The organism is Flavobacterium commune (assembly GCF_001857965.1).
GTDB lineage: Bacteria > Bacteroidota > Bacteroidia > Flavobacteriales > Flavobacteriaceae > Flavobacterium > Flavobacterium commune.
Map to the genome: position 1 here is coordinate 3,207,793 of NZ_CP017774.1, position 16,364 is coordinate 3,224,156.

At 32.1% G+C, this 16,364-nt stretch carries 14 protein-coding genes and 1 tRNA gene; 6 read left to right on the forward strand and 9 right to left on the reverse strand.

What is annotated here, in order from left to right; all coding sequences use genetic code 11:
* Positions 1-100: 100 nt before the first annotated feature.
* Together BIW12_RS13310 and BIW12_RS13315 are read right to left on the reverse strand one after the other, a co-directional pair.
* Complete coding sequence (locus tag BIW12_RS13310; RefSeq protein ID WP_071185560.1) at positions 101-2,632, reverse strand: glycoside hydrolase family 95 protein; 2,532 nt, start codon at positions 2,630-2,632, stop codon at positions 101-103.
* On the reverse strand, positions 2,629-3,690 hold the full coding sequence (locus BIW12_RS13315; RefSeq protein ID WP_071185561.1) for a pectinesterase family protein: 1,062 nt from the start codon (positions 3,688-3,690) through the stop codon (positions 2,629-2,631). Before BIW12_RS13315 ends, BIW12_RS13310 begins: the two co-directional genes overlap by 4 nt.
* A gap of 332 nt (positions 3,691-4,022) precedes the next feature.
* On the opposite strand from BIW12_RS13315, the gene BIW12_RS16385 reads away from it, so the two are divergent.
* The 5 genes from BIW12_RS16385 to BIW12_RS16390 all read left to right on the forward strand — a co-directional run bounded on the left by BIW12_RS16385 (position 4,023) and on the right by BIW12_RS16390 (position 6,741).
* Positions 4,023-4,120: transfer RNA gene (locus BIW12_RS16385), tRNA-Met, on the forward strand.
* A 1,069-nt stretch (positions 4,121-5,189) separates the two neighbouring features.
* A complete protein-coding gene (locus BIW12_RS13320; protein WP_071185562.1) occupies positions 5,190-5,948 on the forward strand; it encodes a hypothetical protein in 759 nt (252 codons plus the stop codon).
* Between the two features lie 8 nt (positions 5,949-5,956).
* On the forward strand, positions 5,957-6,352 hold the full coding sequence (locus tag BIW12_RS13325) for a DUF5675 family protein (protein ID WP_071185563.1): 396 nt from the start codon (positions 5,957-5,959) through the stop codon (positions 6,350-6,352).
* 10 nt (positions 6,353-6,362) lie between these two features.
* The gene (locus tag BIW12_RS13330) at positions 6,363-6,578 is read left to right on the forward strand and encodes a hypothetical protein (protein WP_071185564.1); all 216 of its coding nucleotides are present in this window, start codon (positions 6,363-6,365) and stop codon (positions 6,576-6,578) included.
* Positions 6,565-6,741, forward strand: a complete 177-nt coding sequence (locus BIW12_RS16390; RefSeq protein ID WP_157499553.1) for a hypothetical protein — start codon at positions 6,565-6,567, stop codon at positions 6,739-6,741. The genes BIW12_RS13330 and BIW12_RS16390 overlap by 14 nt, the downstream gene beginning before the upstream one ends.
* A gap of 76 nt (positions 6,742-6,817) precedes the next feature.
* Here BIW12_RS16390 and BIW12_RS13335 read toward each other — a convergent pair whose 3' ends face one another.
* Complete coding sequence (locus tag BIW12_RS13335; protein WP_071185565.1) at positions 6,818-6,997, reverse strand: hypothetical protein; 180 nt, start codon at positions 6,995-6,997, stop codon at positions 6,818-6,820.
* 25 nt (positions 6,998-7,022) lie between these two features.
* Positions 7,023-7,448 carry a DUF6943 family protein gene (locus BIW12_RS13340; protein WP_071185566.1) on the reverse strand — a complete coding sequence of 142 codons (426 nt, stop codon included), beginning with the start codon at positions 7,446-7,448 and terminating at the stop codon, positions 7,023-7,025.
* On the opposite strand from BIW12_RS13340, the gene BIW12_RS13345 reads away from it, so the two are divergent.
* Complete coding sequence (locus BIW12_RS13345; RefSeq protein WP_071185567.1) at positions 7,447-7,626, forward strand: hypothetical protein; 180 nt, start codon at positions 7,447-7,449, stop codon at positions 7,624-7,626. The two genes, BIW12_RS13340 and BIW12_RS13345, sit on opposite strands and share 2 nt — an antisense overlap.
* A 1,117-nt stretch (positions 7,627-8,743) precedes the next feature.
* Here the strand turns inward: BIW12_RS13345 and BIW12_RS13350 are convergent.
* The 5 genes from BIW12_RS13350 to BIW12_RS13370 form a co-directional block, all read right to left on the reverse strand.
* Positions 8,744-9,946 carry an IS256 family transposase gene (locus BIW12_RS13350; protein WP_071183980.1) on the reverse strand — a complete coding sequence of 401 codons (1,203 nt, stop codon included), beginning with the start codon at positions 9,944-9,946 and terminating at the stop codon, positions 8,744-8,746.
* Positions 9,947-10,170: 224 nt separating this feature from the next.
* Complete coding sequence (locus BIW12_RS13355) at positions 10,171-11,112, reverse strand: hypothetical protein (RefSeq protein ID WP_071185568.1); 942 nt, start codon at positions 11,110-11,112, stop codon at positions 10,171-10,173.
* Positions 11,105-14,401: a hypothetical protein gene (locus BIW12_RS13360; protein ID WP_071185569.1), complete on the reverse strand. Its 3,297-nt coding sequence runs from the start codon at positions 14,399-14,401 to the stop codon at positions 11,105-11,107. The genes BIW12_RS13355 and BIW12_RS13360 overlap by 8 nt, the downstream gene beginning before the upstream one ends.
* The gene (locus BIW12_RS13365) at positions 14,391-15,071 is read right to left on the reverse strand and encodes a chromosome partition protein MukE (RefSeq protein ID WP_071185570.1); all 681 of its coding nucleotides are present in this window, start codon (positions 15,069-15,071) and stop codon (positions 14,391-14,393) included. The genes BIW12_RS13360 and BIW12_RS13365 overlap by 11 nt, the downstream gene beginning before the upstream one ends.
* Complete coding sequence (locus BIW12_RS13370) at positions 15,044-16,363, reverse strand: hypothetical protein (RefSeq protein WP_071185571.1); 1,320 nt, start codon at positions 16,361-16,363, stop codon at positions 15,044-15,046. The genes BIW12_RS13365 and BIW12_RS13370 overlap by 28 nt, the downstream gene beginning before the upstream one ends.
* Position 16,364 lies beyond the last annotated feature (1 nt).

Here is a 16,364-nt window from a genome sequence, read left to right on the forward strand (position 1 = left end):
TTTTTAGATTACTATTTTTTATGATAATCAGTAATTCAAAAAGGAAGGAGTGAGGTTGTAAACCTAACTTCTTCCTTTTATAGCATAAAAAAATAATTTTTTATTGCGCTATTTCAAATTGATACGAGAGCCCTTTTTTAGTATCAATATCATATTCATAAACGGTTTTTATGTTTGTTCCTTCCAGTTTGGCTTGTGGGGAAATCTTAGCTTTTTCAATAGGCTGGAATTGATAAAAATAATTTGGGTTTTCTTCTTTAGCTTTAGTAATATTATTTCCGGCTAATTGGTGATAACTTCTTAACCTAAGATTTCCACCTAAGTTGGACTTAATGATGATACTTGCTAATTTGTTGTTTTTCCAAATCATTTTTTCAATTTCAAAACCACCTCTGGCTCTTAGTCCTGAAACCGAACCCTCTTTCCACGCATCCGGAAGGGCAGGGAGGAGGCTTAAAGCACCATCGTGACTTTGGATAAGCATTTCGGCAATTCCCGCAGTACAACCAAAGTTTCCATCAATTTGAAATGGAGGGTGCGCATCAAACATATTGCTGTAAGTTCCTCCGTCGGGATCTTTGATAGTAGCATTTGCAGGCTTTAAATTCAGTTGGTTTTGAATTAACTTGTAGGCATGATTTCCATCTAAATAGCGAGCCCAAAGACACACTTTCCATCCCATAGACCATCCTCTGCTGGCATCACCTCGTCCAATTAAAGAGTTTCTTGAGGCTTCAAAAAGTTCAGGTGTTTGAAAAGCTGATATTTGTCTTCCGGGAAACATCCCCCATAAATGTGAAAGATGGCGATGAGCATCATTTTTTTTATCCCAGTCTTCCAGCCATTCTTGTAACTGACTGTATTTACCAATTTGCATAGGAGGTAATTGGGAACGAAGATTTTCAAGTTGTTTTGAGAAATCTTTGTCAATTCCTAAAATCTTGGCTGCGTCGATAGTATTAGACAATAAATCAAATACCATTTGGTTGTCCATAGTTACTCCTGCATACACATTGCACCTTTCTTTAACTATGCTGCCATCGGGTTTTGTTTCTTCGTAGTTATGTAGTCCAGGTGTGTGCTCTGGCGAAATGGATGGTGAAACTACTAAATAACCTGTTTTTTTGTCTTTAATTAAAAAGTCCTGATAAAATTCAGAAGCACTTTTCAGAATAGGATAGATTTCTTTCAGGTAGTTGTTATCTCCTGAAAAAAGATATTTTTCCCATAAATGCGAACTGAACCAGGCATTACAAGTTGGCCATATTCCGGCTGTTTTGTCAACAGCACCTGTCATCCTCCACAAATCAGTATTGTGATGCAAGGTCCAGCCACGGCTGTTGTACATTTCAGCAGCAGTTTGTTTCCCAGTAATGCTCACATCTTTTACTAGTTGAATAAAAGGATCGTGACATTCTGTTAGATTGGTAACTTCTGCCGGCCAATAATTCATTTCTACATTGATATTTGTAGTATATTTACTGTCCCATGCAGGGTATTGACCTGAATTTGGATTCCAAATTCCCTGTAAATTGGCTGGTTGTGTTTCTTTTTGCGAAGAGCTAATTAATAAATAACGACCAAATTGAAAATAAGTAGAAACTAATTCAGGATCATCATTATTGGCAAATTCCGAAATTCTTTGATCAGTAGGTTTTTTTGACTGAGAAGATTGTCCAAGGTTTAGTTTAACTCTTTTAAATTGTTTTTGGTATGCGATTATATGGTCTTTTTTGGCAGTTTCGTAGTCTTTTGAAAAATTAGTCAAATATTCACTTGCTTTCTTTTCGGCATCTTCGGAAATATCTTTATAGTTTTTAAAATTAGTCGCTACCGAAATATAAATTGTCACTTCGTCAGCATTGGATACATTAATACTATTAACATTGGCCTTTTGTACACCGCCTTTGGAGTTGACTTTAATTTGGTTGTTGAAATGCAGTAAATTTAAAATGTTCTCTTCTTTTTCTTGGGTACATTTTCCTGTAGCGACAAGAAGTTCATTTTGTCCTGAGGGAACAATTGTAGCTACGGTTACCATATTCTTTTTTAACGGGCCTACAAAAGAGGTGTTAAAACTGATAGTTCCTTTTTTACTGGATGTTAGATGAATAATGATTAGCTGGTCAGGGAAAGAAGTGAATATTTCTCTTTGATATTCAATGTTTCCAATTTTATAATTAGTAGTAGCAACGGCTGTGTTTAAGTCTAATTTTCTATTAAAATTGGTGAAATTTTCATGTCCGGGAAAATCCAATATCAGATTGCCTATAGATTGATAAACTTGCCCATGTGAGGTATTGTTTCGGTCAGCTATGATATTGGTTAATGCCAGTTTTTGGGCATCAATATAGTTTTCGTCCTGCAAATATTGCTGTATTTTTTTGAGATTTTTTGACGTATTTGGATTGTTGTTTTGGTATGGACTTCCTGACCAAAAGGTATCTTCGTTAATTTGAATAGTATCCCGCTGCGGAATACCGTAAACCATAGCTCCTAATCGTCCGTTTCCTAACGGTAAGGCATCAGTCCAGGCTTTTGAAGGACTACTGTACCATAAAGTCAAATCTTGTTGAGCAAACGAAAGATGATGTGTAAGAACACACAATAAGCTGAAAATAATTTTTCTCATATTTTTCTATTTTTTGGATTCCAATTATCATTTCCTTTTAAAACATTTTCTACTGAATAGAGTCCCGATTCCTGATTGGTAAGTTCACGTATTCCAACCCATTTTGCACGATTGGTCATATTGGCTCCTTTGCCTGTGTTTTTGTATTCGTACAAATGCAAATCTTTACTGGTAGAGGCATAATCCATGTTCCATGTTGTAGGCCAGCCTTTAGGATCTATTTTATCGCTCATGTCACATTTTATCCAGGCAACTTTTGGATAATTATGCCAGGGACGTCCCAGACTTATTAGTTGATTGTCGTCTTTTTTTTGGGGACTATTTGGAGCATAAGTAAGTTTGCATTTATAAAAAATATATCCGTAATCCTGCGTTTTAGGAGTGCTGGGAGCTGTGATCCAGCCACCGCCATAACTTCTTATTTCACAAGAGTCGAAATAGCCAATTCCGCCTCCAAAAATGTAATCTGTTCGTCCTAATACCAAGCAATTTTTGAAATAAGTTCTTGTACCGTCTTTTCCCAGTAAAATAGTGTCCTGATAACCTAAAAAAGAACAGTTTAAAAAGATATTTTTATCAGAATGAATAGTAATAGCTAGTGCCTGACCAACTGGTCCTGCGGTGTTTTGAAAAGTAATATTTTCAGCTCGAAAACCATTACCCTGAACGGTAATTGTAGCCGAAGTACGAATCGCTTGCCCGATCCATTTTGCTGCATCCTCTGCAGGACATTTGTTATTTAATCCTCCTTTACAATCGTAAATATGGTAGCTTATTATTGTCTTTTCACGGCTTTCTCCTTTAAAGCTGATATTTTTTTTATCCTCAGCTATTATAATCTTTTCGGTTTGATACAATCCGTTTTTGATATATATGATTGTTCGTTCTTCTTTATTGGGAGTTACGGAGTTAATCGCTTCCTGAATGCTTTTAAAATTACCTGTTCCGTCAAGTGCAACTACTATTGTGTTTTCTTTTGGTGTAGAGGCGTAAAGCGATGTCAGATTTAGTGAAAGAAGTAATAAGATTAGGAAAAAGTTTTTCTCAAGTGGTTTCATACTGGTATAGGGGAATTAATTATTGATTTTGATATTATATCCAGGAGCCTGAAAGCCCTAATAATTAACAAAAGTAATAGCCGAGTGCCAATGTGTACGGTGGTGTTTTACACATAAAGAGGGGTGATTTCACAATTAAAAACAAAAAAAGTTACTAGATTTAGGAGACCATCTTTTAAGCAAGTAGTTGAAGGTTTAAATCTTTCCGCAATTTTTTTTGAAGTTTACAAGGTTGAATCTAGTTAAGGTATCACTTTATATTATAGTATTTAGTGCACTTACTTTCTAAGCAAGCAGTGTATTTTTGTATTTTTAATTTTTCATTGTGACAAAGCTCTGTAGGTTCAAATCCCTCCATGGTCACAATTTATCATCTTTAAAGAGCGTAGGATTCATGACCCTGAGGTCACGGGTTCAACTCCCGTCTTCGCTACAATGATAATGTATGTGTTTTTTGACACAGTATAAAAAAACAAAAAGCCTTTAAACACTAGTATTTAATGGCTTTTTGACTTTTAAAGTTTCTTTTGAAAGTTCTACTGGCGGAGAAACAAGATGTTTACTGACTGAACACGTTATTGAATGAGTCGTTGAACCTAATGTTTGTAGGTGTTGAGGTGATTTAGCGAGACCCTAATTTTTGATTTTTATAGGGTCTCGATTTTATCTCGATTTAAATAAGATTGAATGAATAATTTGAAATGTCTGTAAAAGAAAAAACCCACTAAATTGTTGAATTTAGTGGGTTTTGCTACCGTTTAGGATTTTTCCAGCGGAGAAAGAGGGATTTGACTACCCATTTCAACGTGTTATATACCAGCTAATTATAATTGAATTTTTATTTGGGTAACCGATTTTACCCCCTTTTTAATCGTAAATAATTCATTTCATTTGTGAGTTGTAAATATACTAATTTTCAATGAGATATCGAACAGAAAAATAATAACATTGCTAAAAAATGAACTAGTAGTTTAAGTGTTTAGTTATGTGTGTCTTGATTAAAAATTGTCTTAGGTAATTTTCAATTTTAACCAAAAATCAAGTGAGTTACTTGTTCATATTTTATACCTGAATATGTACAGAACTCATCAATTGTTAGGAACTCATTTTCTAGCTTATTGAGGTCTTTTTTTATTTTTTGCATCAATCTGGTACTTTGACGATAACTCTTGCCTGTTATACGTTGTATGTCCTTTGGATAGATGCACACCCTCTGGGTATTTGTTTTCATACTTTATACTTAGCTTTGATATAGCGATGCTATACTTCTGACGTGCAGAAATTCTTTTTGCAATTTAGTTATAATTCTTCATAATTATTTATCGTGTTTTTAAGTTCATTCTGGACAGATGTGTCATTTTTGGACATACGGTACACTTGCGGTTTTTTCTTTTGAAAAATGCTTTGTAAACTTTGCCTAAATCATTCAAAATAAGGTTGCAACTAATTAGTAGAATGAAGGAGGTTTTTAATGAATGTTGAATTAAATTTCAAGAATTATGGCAAGGCAAAAAGGCATAATTAAATTAAAGGGTACTATCGGGGATATTACTTTTTATAAAACGCAGGATGGGCATTTGGCGAGAGAAAAAGGCGGAATTGACGCTAATAGAATCGCAAATGATCCTGCGTTTCAAAGAACTCGTGAGAACGGTTCTGAATTTGGTAGAGCTGGGAAAGGAGGTAAGTTGTTGAGAACAGCTTTACGTGTATTGTTGTTGAATTCGTCGGATAGTCGTATGGTGAGTCGTTTGACTCAATCTATGGTTAAGGTGATTCAGGCCGATACTACTAATGATCGTGGATTGCGTAATGTTATTGACGGTGAAGCCGAATTACTAACCGGATTCGAATTTAATATTCGTGGAAAACTGGGAACCAGTTTGTTTGCTCCATATACCGGAGGCATCAACAGAGTTAGCGGTGAAATCTCGGTAGATATTCCATCGTTTATTCCGTTGAATATGATTGCTGCTCCAGGGGGAACTACTCATTTCAAAATTATTTCTGCGGGTGTTGAAATTGATTTTGAAAATGAAACTTTTGTAGAGCAACATGCAGAAACTGCTATTTTAGCTTGGGATGCTACTCCTACAGCAGTAATCAACCAAGTAAATATGGTTACGCCAAACAGCACTAAACCTTTGTTTTTGGCTTTAGGTTTGGAGTTCTACCAAGAGGTTAACGGAAGTATGTATTCCTTGAAAAACGGTGCTTACAACCCTTTAGCTCTTATCGTAGTTAATGGTGGCGTGTAATCAGAGTTATGGTCTTGTTTTTAACTAGAACTTATTTCCCTGAAGGAACCAATGTTAAACTCGAATGCGAAGGTAAATTGATTTGTAATACCATTGAATTGCCGTGGAAGAGAAACGAAACGAAGGTTTCCTGTGTTCCGGAAGGGAAATATTTTATTAGAAAGCGATACAGTGCAAAGTATAAATGGCATTTGGAATTGGTGGATGTACCCAATAGAAAGTATATCCTTTTTCATCCTGCTAATAATGCTCAAAAGGAATTGCAAGGCTGTATTGCTCCGGTAACTAAACTTTCTGGTCCAGGACTTGGTTTGATGTCCCGAAAAGCTTTTACAAATTTAAAAGACATTGTTTATAAAGCTTTGGATAATAAAGAAAGTGTTGAAATATTGATTCAATCTTAATAATAGATTTATGAAAAAAATTATAAAAAGAGCATCAGCTCCCACACCAAAATTTTTTAAAGTGCTTCGAAATGTTGGTTTGGCATTAGCTGCCATAGGCGGAACAATTTTAGCGGCTCCGATTACACTACCTGTAATAGTAACTACTATTGGAGGTTATGTTGCTGTTGCCGGAGGTGTCTTGTCCGCTGCAAGTCAGCTTAGTACTACTGATGACAGCCAATAACCATACTTTGATGGGAACTGCCGGAGGCACATTTTTAAGTATAGTACCTAATATTCAATCTGAAGATATTGTAAAAACGGCTGTCTTAGCTACTGTTGGAGCAGTTGTCAGTTTTATGATTTCGTTACTACTTAAAAGCCTAAATAAGAAGCACAAAAAATAAGTTTAGCCCTAGTTGTGGTGACCTTTGGGTTAAACAAAGTGAAAGCCTGGTCGTTGAGATCAGGCTTTTTTTGTTTTTAGATTTCACCAAATTGATTGAGTACCACCTCAACCACCACTACTTCTGAATTGTGGCAGTATAAATCGTTGTATTTTGCAAAGTCAATTGCTTTGTTTCTGCTGTCAAAAGCACCAAAAAAAACTCTTGATGCTCTTGATTTCCAATTATCTGTTTGGAATAATAAAAAAATGCTCATAGGAGTAATTTTAAAAGTTAATTAATCAGTTTTTCTTGCAATAGCCGTATAAAATAACCCTACGCATATCGTTAATAAGATTGATATTCTCGTGAAATTGCTTTTCTTTTTGTTCCAGAAGTTTTAAGGCTGCCACTTGTTTTAGATGTTCTTCGTGTTCCTGCATCATCAAACTGGCTTTTAGATTGAATTCTTCTGAAAAATTTTGAAGGCGTAAAAAGGGAATAACCGAACCTACTAAAAAGGGATGCCAAAACTTGGTTTTCCATAAGCTATAAGCAATAAAGTAGATATTCTCACAATCTTCCTCATTTTGAAAAATGACAACAAAACTGTTTGTAAATGGTTCTTTTTGGGGCTTTCCGCTGTTTATTCCTTTGTTTAGAATGAAAAAGTGTGGTTTGCTGTAAACAATGCCTTTCTTGTGGGTTTTTGCGATAAAAATCATCATGGCTTCGGATTTAAAGATTAGCTTTTCTTCTAATTTCCTTGTTGCTTCTGATATATACCATAGTGCCTCGCTACGCTCGACCTATAAAATTTTTCAAAAGAAAAAGGAAAAAAAGAAAGCTGTTCTTCAAGTGGAAGGTTTCAAAAAAGCAGGTTTTTCAGAAAAAATACTACCCTAAGTAGAAGTGTTCAGCAGGCAGTTTTTAGTGTTCAGCAAAATAGTCAATTGGAAAAATAAGGGTGGAGATTTTTTATGAAACCCGGAGGGCTTGAACTTGCTTTTTTGAATACCTGGAACTTAGTTTTGCTCTCTTTTTTTTATTTTTTATTTTGAATATCTAATTCAAATGTTCTTGTTTAATCGGATTTAATCTGAAGTATTGGGTGTTGATTTGGAAAATGGTCGTCTTGGAAAGGGTATAAAATTCTTTGGATGGATGAATGAACCAAATCAAAAATAAAAAGCTATTCATCAAGCCAAAGAATTTGATACTCTTTCTTTGATTTGATTTTTGAGGATGCTTTTTAGTTAGTCGGCAGTGGCAGTTTTCAGTTAGCAGTATATTGTCTTATGAAAAGGAAGCATCTTCAAAAAACAATGCAAATACTTACCTAGTGCGATGGGGCAGCAGCGCAGGCAAGGGTATTATTTTTTATTTGTTTATCTGGATGTTCTGATTGTTTTTGTGATAGCTGGTGCCGGAATTAGTGTTCAGTCCCAATAGTTATCGGGATTAGTATTCAGAATTATTTGGTTTAGTGATGAAAGGCATCAGCTATTGCGGTAACAATGTATTTTGATGTTCTGGCAAATAAAAAATAATACTCTTGATGGGATTTTGGTTTTGTGGGTGCTTAAGTAGTGTTCAGTATTCAGTTTGTAGTATTCAGACGAAATGTTTTTATGGAATTAATAAAGCACTTACAAAAGCAATGCAATTACTTCCTATTTAACTGCAAAGCTGATAAAGACAGTTAACGCAAACGTTCATAAAAGCAGTGATAAACGTCAAGTTTCAGATGGAATACAGAATATTGTTTAAGCCAGTGGCGAAGGACGGTTTTTTTTCTATGCAGGCTGGTGTGAGGAAGCATAGAAAAAAGTTATCCTAGAGCCACTGGCAAGCGCGTTGGGTGTAGCGGCTTTTTTACATAATGTTATTATAGTGCATCCTTTAATTTCATTGAGAGCAGGGTAGTTCTTCATGCACTATAATGCCACATTATGTAAAGAAGCTTTGGGAAATAAGACACTATCCCAAAAAGTGTGTAAGTTGAAAAGTTAAGGCTTCGTTTTTATAATCGGAGCCTTTTTTCAAATATAAGGGTAAATTGGTTTAAAACAATTCCCCAATTTTGAATAGGCATTGACCATTTTTTGGTCGCTTCTCTTAAAGCCAAAAATACCGATTTTAATACAGCATCATCTGTTGGGAACGACATTTTATTTTTAGTGTATTTTCTAATTTTTCCGTTTAAGTTCTCGATTAAATTTGTTGTATAAATGATTTTTCTAATTTCAATTGGAAAATCAAAAAATACGGTCAATTCATCCCAGTTATCTCGCCAGGATTTAATTGCATAAGAATATTTGGATTCCCATTTGTCTGCAAAATCGTTTAAAGCCAACTCTGCTGCTTGTTTTGTTGGAGCGTTATAAATATGTTTCATATCGGCAGTAAATTGTTTTCGATCCTTCCAAACGACATATTTACAAGCATTTCTAATTTGATGAACCACGCAGATTTGTGTTTGAGATTCAGGGAAAACACTTCGGATTGTTTGAGTAAATCCATTTAAATTATCGGTAGCTGTAATAAGTATATCTTCAACGCCACGGGCTTTTAAATCAGTCAAAACACTCATCCAAAAGCTACTGCTTTCATTCTTACCAAGCCACATTCCTAAAACATCTTTTTTACCATCTCTGTTAAGCCCTACAGCTAAATAAATAGTTTTATTGATAACTTTCGAACCTTCTCTAACCTTAAAAACAATACCATCCATCCAAACAATTAAATAAAGCTCTTCTAGTGGCCTGTTTTGCCAAGTAACTACTTCATTTGTAATTGTGTTGGTAATACGTGATATAGTCGAAGAAGACACTTCAAAATCATATACCTCCTTGATCTGTTCTTCAATATCACTAACACTCATGCCTTTAGCATAAAGTGAGATGATGACATTTTCAATACCTTGGGCTATATTTTCTCTTTTAGGAACAAGCAGGGGATTAAAGGAAGAATCTCTGTCACGAGGAACTTTGATTTCTTGTTGACCAAAAGAGGTCTTTATTTTTTTAGTTCCGTGTCCGTTGCGATAATTACCCTTAGTGGTTTTATCGTGTTTTTCATTGTCTAAATGAGCATCAAGTTCGGCTTCGAGCATATGTTCAACAGCTCGTTTGTGCATCGTTTGAAAGAATGAGGTTAAATCTTCTGCATTCTTGAAGGATTTATAGAAATCCTTGTTGTTTAATAAGTCGTCTTTGTCAATCATAATTATGTAAGGTTAAAAATAACAAAAAGTTATTTCCGAAAAATATTTTTGAGCTTTTTAAAGGAGCTCAAATATTTTTCAGAATAACTTTTCAACTTACACAGTTAGTGAGACACTACCGGAAAAAAATTACTGGCATGATTCGCGGAGCGTAAGTGTTATTGCATCAATAACCATGACAGTAATTTTTTTTAGAGCGTTGGCAAAGGAGTGGCAATTGGAAACTAAATCTTTAATTGTTGAATCATTTTTTCTAAGTTGAATGATTCTTCTTCAATCCACATTTGATTTTGTATTAATTCATTTATTAGAATTAATTCTTTTTTTGAAAATATATCTATTGATAATCCAGATAATTTTTTTGACAAATCCCAATGACTGTAATGATAATCTATATATGTGCTTATTTTTTTATGAGGTTCATTGGGATACAAAAGAGTAATGTCTGTATTTCTCCCCCTAAGTTTTACTTTGATTCTTGAATAAATTTGCATTCCTGCTAAATCCCAATCGCAAGAGTAATAAATTGGCTTAGAAAGCTCTATTTCATCAATATCATCAATTATTTTTAAATTATTTCCTCCCACATACCACATTTTAATTTGGGTGTTTTTAGCAATCCAAGGTTGTTTCATAAATGATTTGTTTTCACACAAAACAATAGCTTTAGGATTAGGAATATCGACAACTAATCTCCATTGATTCTCTTTTTGGTCTAAAGGAAACTCTGTTATATCTAGAATTTTAAAAACAGCATTCCTAATACTTGTTTTATTTTTTAAGTATTTTGATGTATCAAAAAATTCATTTGAGAAATCTTCTATGTTAGTTGGGTTACTCTTTAATTCTATTTTATTTTCTGCAATTAGCATTAATGTTTTTACATCTTCTAGGGTATAACTCTTTTTTGCATTAGTTTCAATTCCATTTTCTAAAAGAAAACTTTTAGCTTCTTCATATTGTATTTTAAAAGTCTCTTCATAGAATTTTTCAAAATCATCTGTAGCTATTATAATTTTTATATTATCTGATTTTCTGTCAAGAATACACTTGTCTTCCAATAGATATTTTATATATGGGTGTTCCTGAATATTTGCTTTAGTCTTTTTAAAACGGTACAAATCATCAAGTGCCTTTAATTCTTTCCAAGTTACATTTTTATTCATCTCCAGAGTCCGAATTTATGTATTCATCAATATCCTGAAAAACTTCATTTGCAAAGATGCCAAATGGAGGAACATAAGAATCCATATCAGCCAGATTATTTTCCTGCATAATATAAATATATTGCCCATCATCTGTAATTTTTCCTGCCGTTTCTATTGCCATAGTCAGAATTTGATATCTTTCTTTTTTTGCTAGTTCATGTAACATATCATAATTACTACCCAATCCTTCTGCTTCATCAATAGGCATTATTTTTAAACCTTTTTTATTTTTCTCTTCAATTAATGATAATCTTGCTAAGCATAATAAGGCATTTGCTGCATAGGTTTGACCATTACTTCCAGAATTAACCTCATCATTCTCTAGTTTTAAATCAAATTCCAAATCAAAATATGATTTTGGATTCATTAAGTCTTGAGGTTCAACTTTGACACTACCTCCAAGTTGACGAAATGCTTTAATCATCATTTCATTTATATCAATTTCTTCTTTAAGTTCACTGAATAATCCTGTAAATGACATTTGAGTATTTAACTGTTTTCTAAAAGAAGATAACCAACTTTCTGGGTAGTAGAGTGATTTTTTAGAGGTTAAAGACGCTCTGTTTCCTCCTGTGATAATCTTGTTCTTCTTTTTCAGATACCCATCGATTTCATTAATTTTTGTTAAATAACCTGAATATACTTTAAAAACTTCATTAAATATGCTGCCTAAAATTTCGACTTTTCTAGAACCAATTTCCTGAATGTCATGTGTTAGTTTATTTAGTCTCTCTGTAATATTAAAAGAAATTAAGTCTTCATCAATTTTAGATGTTGGAAAAACTGTTGGGAGGAAATGATTTGCTAGTTGTCCGATAGTAACTGACTCATCATAAGGTAAGTCTTTAATTAATATTTTTAAGTTTTCCTCGTAAGCAATTTTTGCTTGTTCGGCTTTATAAACCAAAGAATTTTTTCCACCATCATTTGGATTACTAAACTCCTCATAATTCTCATCAAACTCGATTTTTGGATTAAATATTATCTCATTTAATAAAACAACTTCATTAAGTTCTTGATTTGCGAAACTAAGCACAGTTTCATTTTGGTCCTTATTTTTTTCAAGATTTTTATAGGAGTTTTGAAGTGTATGTTTTAAGTTTAAAATAGCAATTTGACTGTCAATTATATTTGGATGTTTTTCAAGAAATAATTTTATATCAAAATTCTTTTGTTTTAAATTATCTACTAGTTCTGATGATTGTTTGTTAGCCTCTATGATTTCCTTTTCAATAAATTCAATATCAATTATTATATTGTTTTCAAAATGATTACTTTCTAGTTCTTTAATTTTATTATTGTATACCTCAATAATTGCTTTTTGATTTAAGGAATCATAATATTCTTTTTGAATTAAATCATGCTGTTTTAGGACATTTTCTTTGTCTTCATATAATTGAATGTGTTTTTCGAAGTATTCTTGGTTAAGTACTTTAATGCTTTCGTCAATATTGAATTCAGCAAGTTCGGTTCGTCTTTTATATAACTCGATATGTAATTTAAGGCTACCAAATTCAAATAAGCTGTTTTTAAGGCTTTCTTTGTTTTGCTTTTCTGAAATAAGTTTTGCTAATTGTGTTTTGAGATTTTCTTTTAACGCTGACAGTGGTTTTGTTATTGAGTTAGGGTCGCTAACATTTAGAACCGGATTAGGTGAATACTCTATAAATTCATGAACACCATCAAGATTTAGCCAAAACCCATTGTCAGTTTTATCTTTTATTTTGGCATCGATATTATCAAATAATTCTTCGGGATTAGGGACATATCTATTACTATTTTTTTCAGAAGGTTTTACTTTACCATATTTTTGAAAATATACCAAGATACTCTCTGTAGTATGTGATACTGGAAAGTTTAAATTTTCTGTTGTCCATCTTAAAAGAGATTCTGGATTACTAACATCTGAAAATTTTGATAAGGAGTCTAGTTCTGTTATTTCTTTTTCTAGTTTTTTAATGTCACCATCGAATTGAATACTTTCTTTATCAAAATCAACTAACCAATTTGAAGCCTCAAATTTCTGGACAATATTATTTTTTACTAAATAATTTGTAAATAATTCAAGTTCTGACTTTGACTTTTCTTCTGTCTTTTGGAAATAATACCATTCTTTTACTTTTTCTATTTGATTTTCGTTTGCAAATAACCATTTTTCGACAACTTCAATACTAGCTTTAGATTGCTTTATATTTAAAAAGTTTTGTTCTAAATCTTCCTTAGCTTTATTCTCTTGATTTAGGCTATTAATTTTTTTCTTATTATCAAGTAGTTCTTTGAGGTCTTTTGTTTTTAATAGTATTGATTGAATTTCAACACACTGAATCTCATTTTCTTTATTGCTCAATTCTTCAGTGATTTTCTGTTGTTTTTCAATTACTTTTTTCTTTGAAGTATTCCAGAAATTATAGCGTTGAATTAAATAGTCTGTATAAATAGATTTGAAAGTCTTATTCTTATCCAATATACTTTTTAATGAATTTTGTTTGTTATTAATTAATTCAATTTCTTCCAAATATCTTTTATGCTCGTGAAAATCATTATTGATGTTACTCACTTCTTCATTATATTTTCTCATAATGACATTTTGATCATCATCACCAAAAAGGAATTTTTTAAGATTTTCGGATTCTGTTTTAAAGCCCTTTCCTCTGGAGAATGATCTTAATATACCTGCATACGTTTTTAATGTTTCATCGTTTGTTAAATCTAGAGACAATATATCATTATTGTATAGGATTTGGTGATAAGTTCTTCTTTTAAAAGATTTTATTTGTGCTAATTCAACTTTATTAATAAGGTTGTTGAGCGTTTCCACTTTATTATTTATTAATAAATCTTTGTGAAATATAGGTCTGCTCAAAGGTATAATTGTATCCCAATCGTAACCATTTTGAATAATAAACATTTCGGCAACATTACTAGTACTTTCAATGTAAACTCCGATTACTATATATAATTTTGGATTCACTTCAACATTTAAGAAAATATAACCTCTAGAAGATGATTTACCTTTGGAAGTCAATAGCATGCCTTTTACATCTCTATCTTTATTTCCATCAGTTGCAGACTTAAATTCACTTGAACCAACCAAAATTAATTGAATCATATCTGCTATCATGCTCTTTCCGCTTCCACTTTCACCACTAAAATCGGTTCTATATGGATGAAATAAATAATCTGCATTAAAATGTTGTTTAATGCCAATAGTGGATAAACTAAAAATTCGTGGAAAATTATTCTGCATCTTTCATTTCTTTAATCAAATCATCTATTGTGTCAATTTGTGGTTGATAAGTCTCTCTAAGTCTCTCAAAAGAAGGCATCATCTTGAATTTGTTCTTTTCATTTTCATCTTCCCATTTTAGCCAACCCAACTCACCGAATTTCGAAAATGATTTTTTTATCACATCTTCAAATTTTATATCATTAAAATCTGACCCCTTATCCGAAGAGTTATCATTAATTAACTTTCTAAGTGCTTTTTTTTCTTCTTCGTATTCCTCGAACAGAAGATTAATAAACTCAGAAACACTATCTAATTCAATATTACCGTCAAGTTTGTACATTTTTATGAAAAGCATTCCAATTATAATATATTCACTTTTTAAATAATCTTTAAAATCTGAGGAAACTTTGCTTTTGCTGTCCTCATTAACGTTTAAATAGTAGTATTGATTAAATTCACTTCCTTCTTTTACTAAGATTAAATTGAAAAAATCTTTATAGTAATTTTTTAATGACTCAAAATTTTCATTCTCATTTAGAAAACGAAAAATATTTGCATCGTTAGGATATTCTCTTTGAATATGTGTGCCACTTCTTAGCATATAATCAAGTTTTGCAAAAACAGCCAGACTTTTCTTTTCATAGAGAAAACTGTACTTTTCTATTTTTTCTGAATTTTCATCTGCCATAACGCTATTCCTTTTTTTTCCGAATGATTAACTAAATTTGGTTTAATTTCAATCTTATATTTTTGTTTGTTTCTTGTACATTTTCGTAAAATATTATGGGCAGTTTTAACGGCTATGATGATAGTATCTTTATCAATTATCCTGAAAAATAATGGAGCGAAATCTAAAGACCCGCTTTCTTCTAATTCTTGAAATGCAATATCGGTCCAGGTCATTATTCTTTCTTTATCGTGCTTCCATTTCAGTGTTTTTTCGACTAACTCTTTTCGCTTAACAACATCAATTTGTCTTTTAACCACATCAATTGCAAGTTTTGGGCTTATTTCACGAATTGTTAAAACATTGAATTTAGGAAGGATTTCGACAGATTTTATTTTAAATTCTGAAAGATTGTTGGGCAACTGAATTCTTTTACTATTTCCTTCTCTTTTAATAAAGGATTTATCAAGCAAATGATTTATGAATTTGTTAGTTTTTCTATCGAAATCCTTTTTGTTAAAATCATAAATAAACTCTCGAATTCTTGGTTTTATTTTTTCAATTCGTTTACTAACCTGTTCTAATTGATTTCTTGAACTGTCATGAAAATTTTGAACTTTCTGGATGTTTTTAATAAAATTATATCCTTCATTTCTTTCCAAAATGCTTGTAAGCAGTTCATCAATATCGTATGATATTTGAAAAGCATTCTTGAGTTCGAATGCTTGTTCTTTAATTATTTCCAAACGAATTTGAATTTCATTTAAAAGATTAATTATGTTATCGTCTTCCGATTTTATATTGGTTTTAAATTCACTAACTGATTCATTTACTTGTTGGTCTAATATTTCAATTTGTGAAATTAGTTCTGGCATTCTGATATCGAAATGGTCTTCAATCCATAGATTGAAATCATTGTTTTCTTCAATATTTTTTGTCAGACTGTGAAATAACTCATCAAAAAAGCGTTTTATCTTAGCAGGGTTATATTTTTCGATTAATCGTTTCTCTATATTTTGGCAAAGCTCTAATCCGTATTTTTTGAATTGGTAGGTTCTTTTAGTTTCATTACGCCAAAGAAACGATTCTTGTAGCCTTAAAATTATGTTATTATTTCTGTTGTATTCTGTTCTTGAACTTTCATTGCCTTGGTCTTTGAAAACTTTATTAATGATAGCTACAATATTTTCTTCTGTGAACTCTTTATCTTTATACTTAGCATAAAGGGATATGAGAACTAATCCATCATTTTTTTCAGGGATTAATTTCTCATATTGATCTTTTGCTTCTCTATATAGATTAAAGGTTTCCATC

What these genes read in the sequence shown, in the direction of transcription:
- BIW12_RS13310 (WP_071185560.1), bottom strand. Translation starts at nt 2,632, where the DNA reads ATGAGAAAAATTATTTTCAGCTTATTGTGTGTTCTTACACATCATCTT.
- BIW12_RS13335 (WP_071185565.1), bottom strand. Translation starts at nt 6,997, where the DNA reads ATGAGCATTTTTTTATTATTCCAAACAGATAATTGGAAATCAAGAGCA.
- BIW12_RS13355 (WP_071185568.1), bottom strand. Translation starts at nt 11,112, where the DNA reads ATGAATAAAAATGTAACTTGGAAAGAATTAAAGGCACTTGATGATTTG.
- BIW12_RS13330 (WP_071185564.1), top strand. Translation starts at nt 6,363, where the DNA reads ATGAAAAAAATTATAAAAAGAGCATCAGCTCCCACACCAAAATTTTTT.
- BIW12_RS13325 (WP_071185563.1), top strand. Translation starts at nt 5,957, where the DNA reads ATGGTCTTGTTTTTAACTAGAACTTATTTCCCTGAAGGAACCAATGTT.
- BIW12_RS13340 (WP_071185566.1), bottom strand. Translation starts at nt 7,448, where the DNA reads ATGATGATTTTTATCGCAAAAACCCACAAGAAAGGCATTGTTTACAGC.
- BIW12_RS16390 (WP_157499553.1), top strand. Translation starts at nt 6,565, where the DNA reads ATGACAGCCAATAACCATACTTTGATGGGAACTGCCGGAGGCACATTT.
- BIW12_RS13365 (WP_071185570.1), bottom strand. Translation starts at nt 15,071, where the DNA reads ATGGCAGATGAAAATTCAGAAAAAATAGAAAAGTACAGTTTTCTCTAT.
- BIW12_RS13320 (WP_071185562.1), top strand. Translation starts at nt 5,190, where the DNA reads ATGGCAAGGCAAAAAGGCATAATTAAATTAAAGGGTACTATCGGGGAT.
- BIW12_RS13370 (WP_071185571.1), bottom strand. Translation starts at nt 16,363, where the DNA reads ATGGAAACCTTTAATCTATATAGAGAAGCAAAAGATCAATATGAGAAA.
- BIW12_RS13360 (WP_071185569.1), bottom strand. Translation starts at nt 14,401, where the DNA reads ATGCAGAATAATTTTCCACGAATTTTTAGTTTATCCACTATTGGCATT.
- BIW12_RS13350 (WP_071183980.1), bottom strand. Translation starts at nt 9,946, where the DNA reads ATGATTGACAAAGACGACTTATTAAACAACAAGGATTTCTATAAATCC.
- BIW12_RS13345 (WP_071185567.1), top strand. Translation starts at nt 7,447, where the DNA reads ATGGCTTCGGATTTAAAGATTAGCTTTTCTTCTAATTTCCTTGTTGCT.
- BIW12_RS13315 (WP_071185561.1), bottom strand. Translation starts at nt 3,690, where the DNA reads ATGAAACCACTTGAGAAAAACTTTTTCCTAATCTTATTACTTCTTTCA.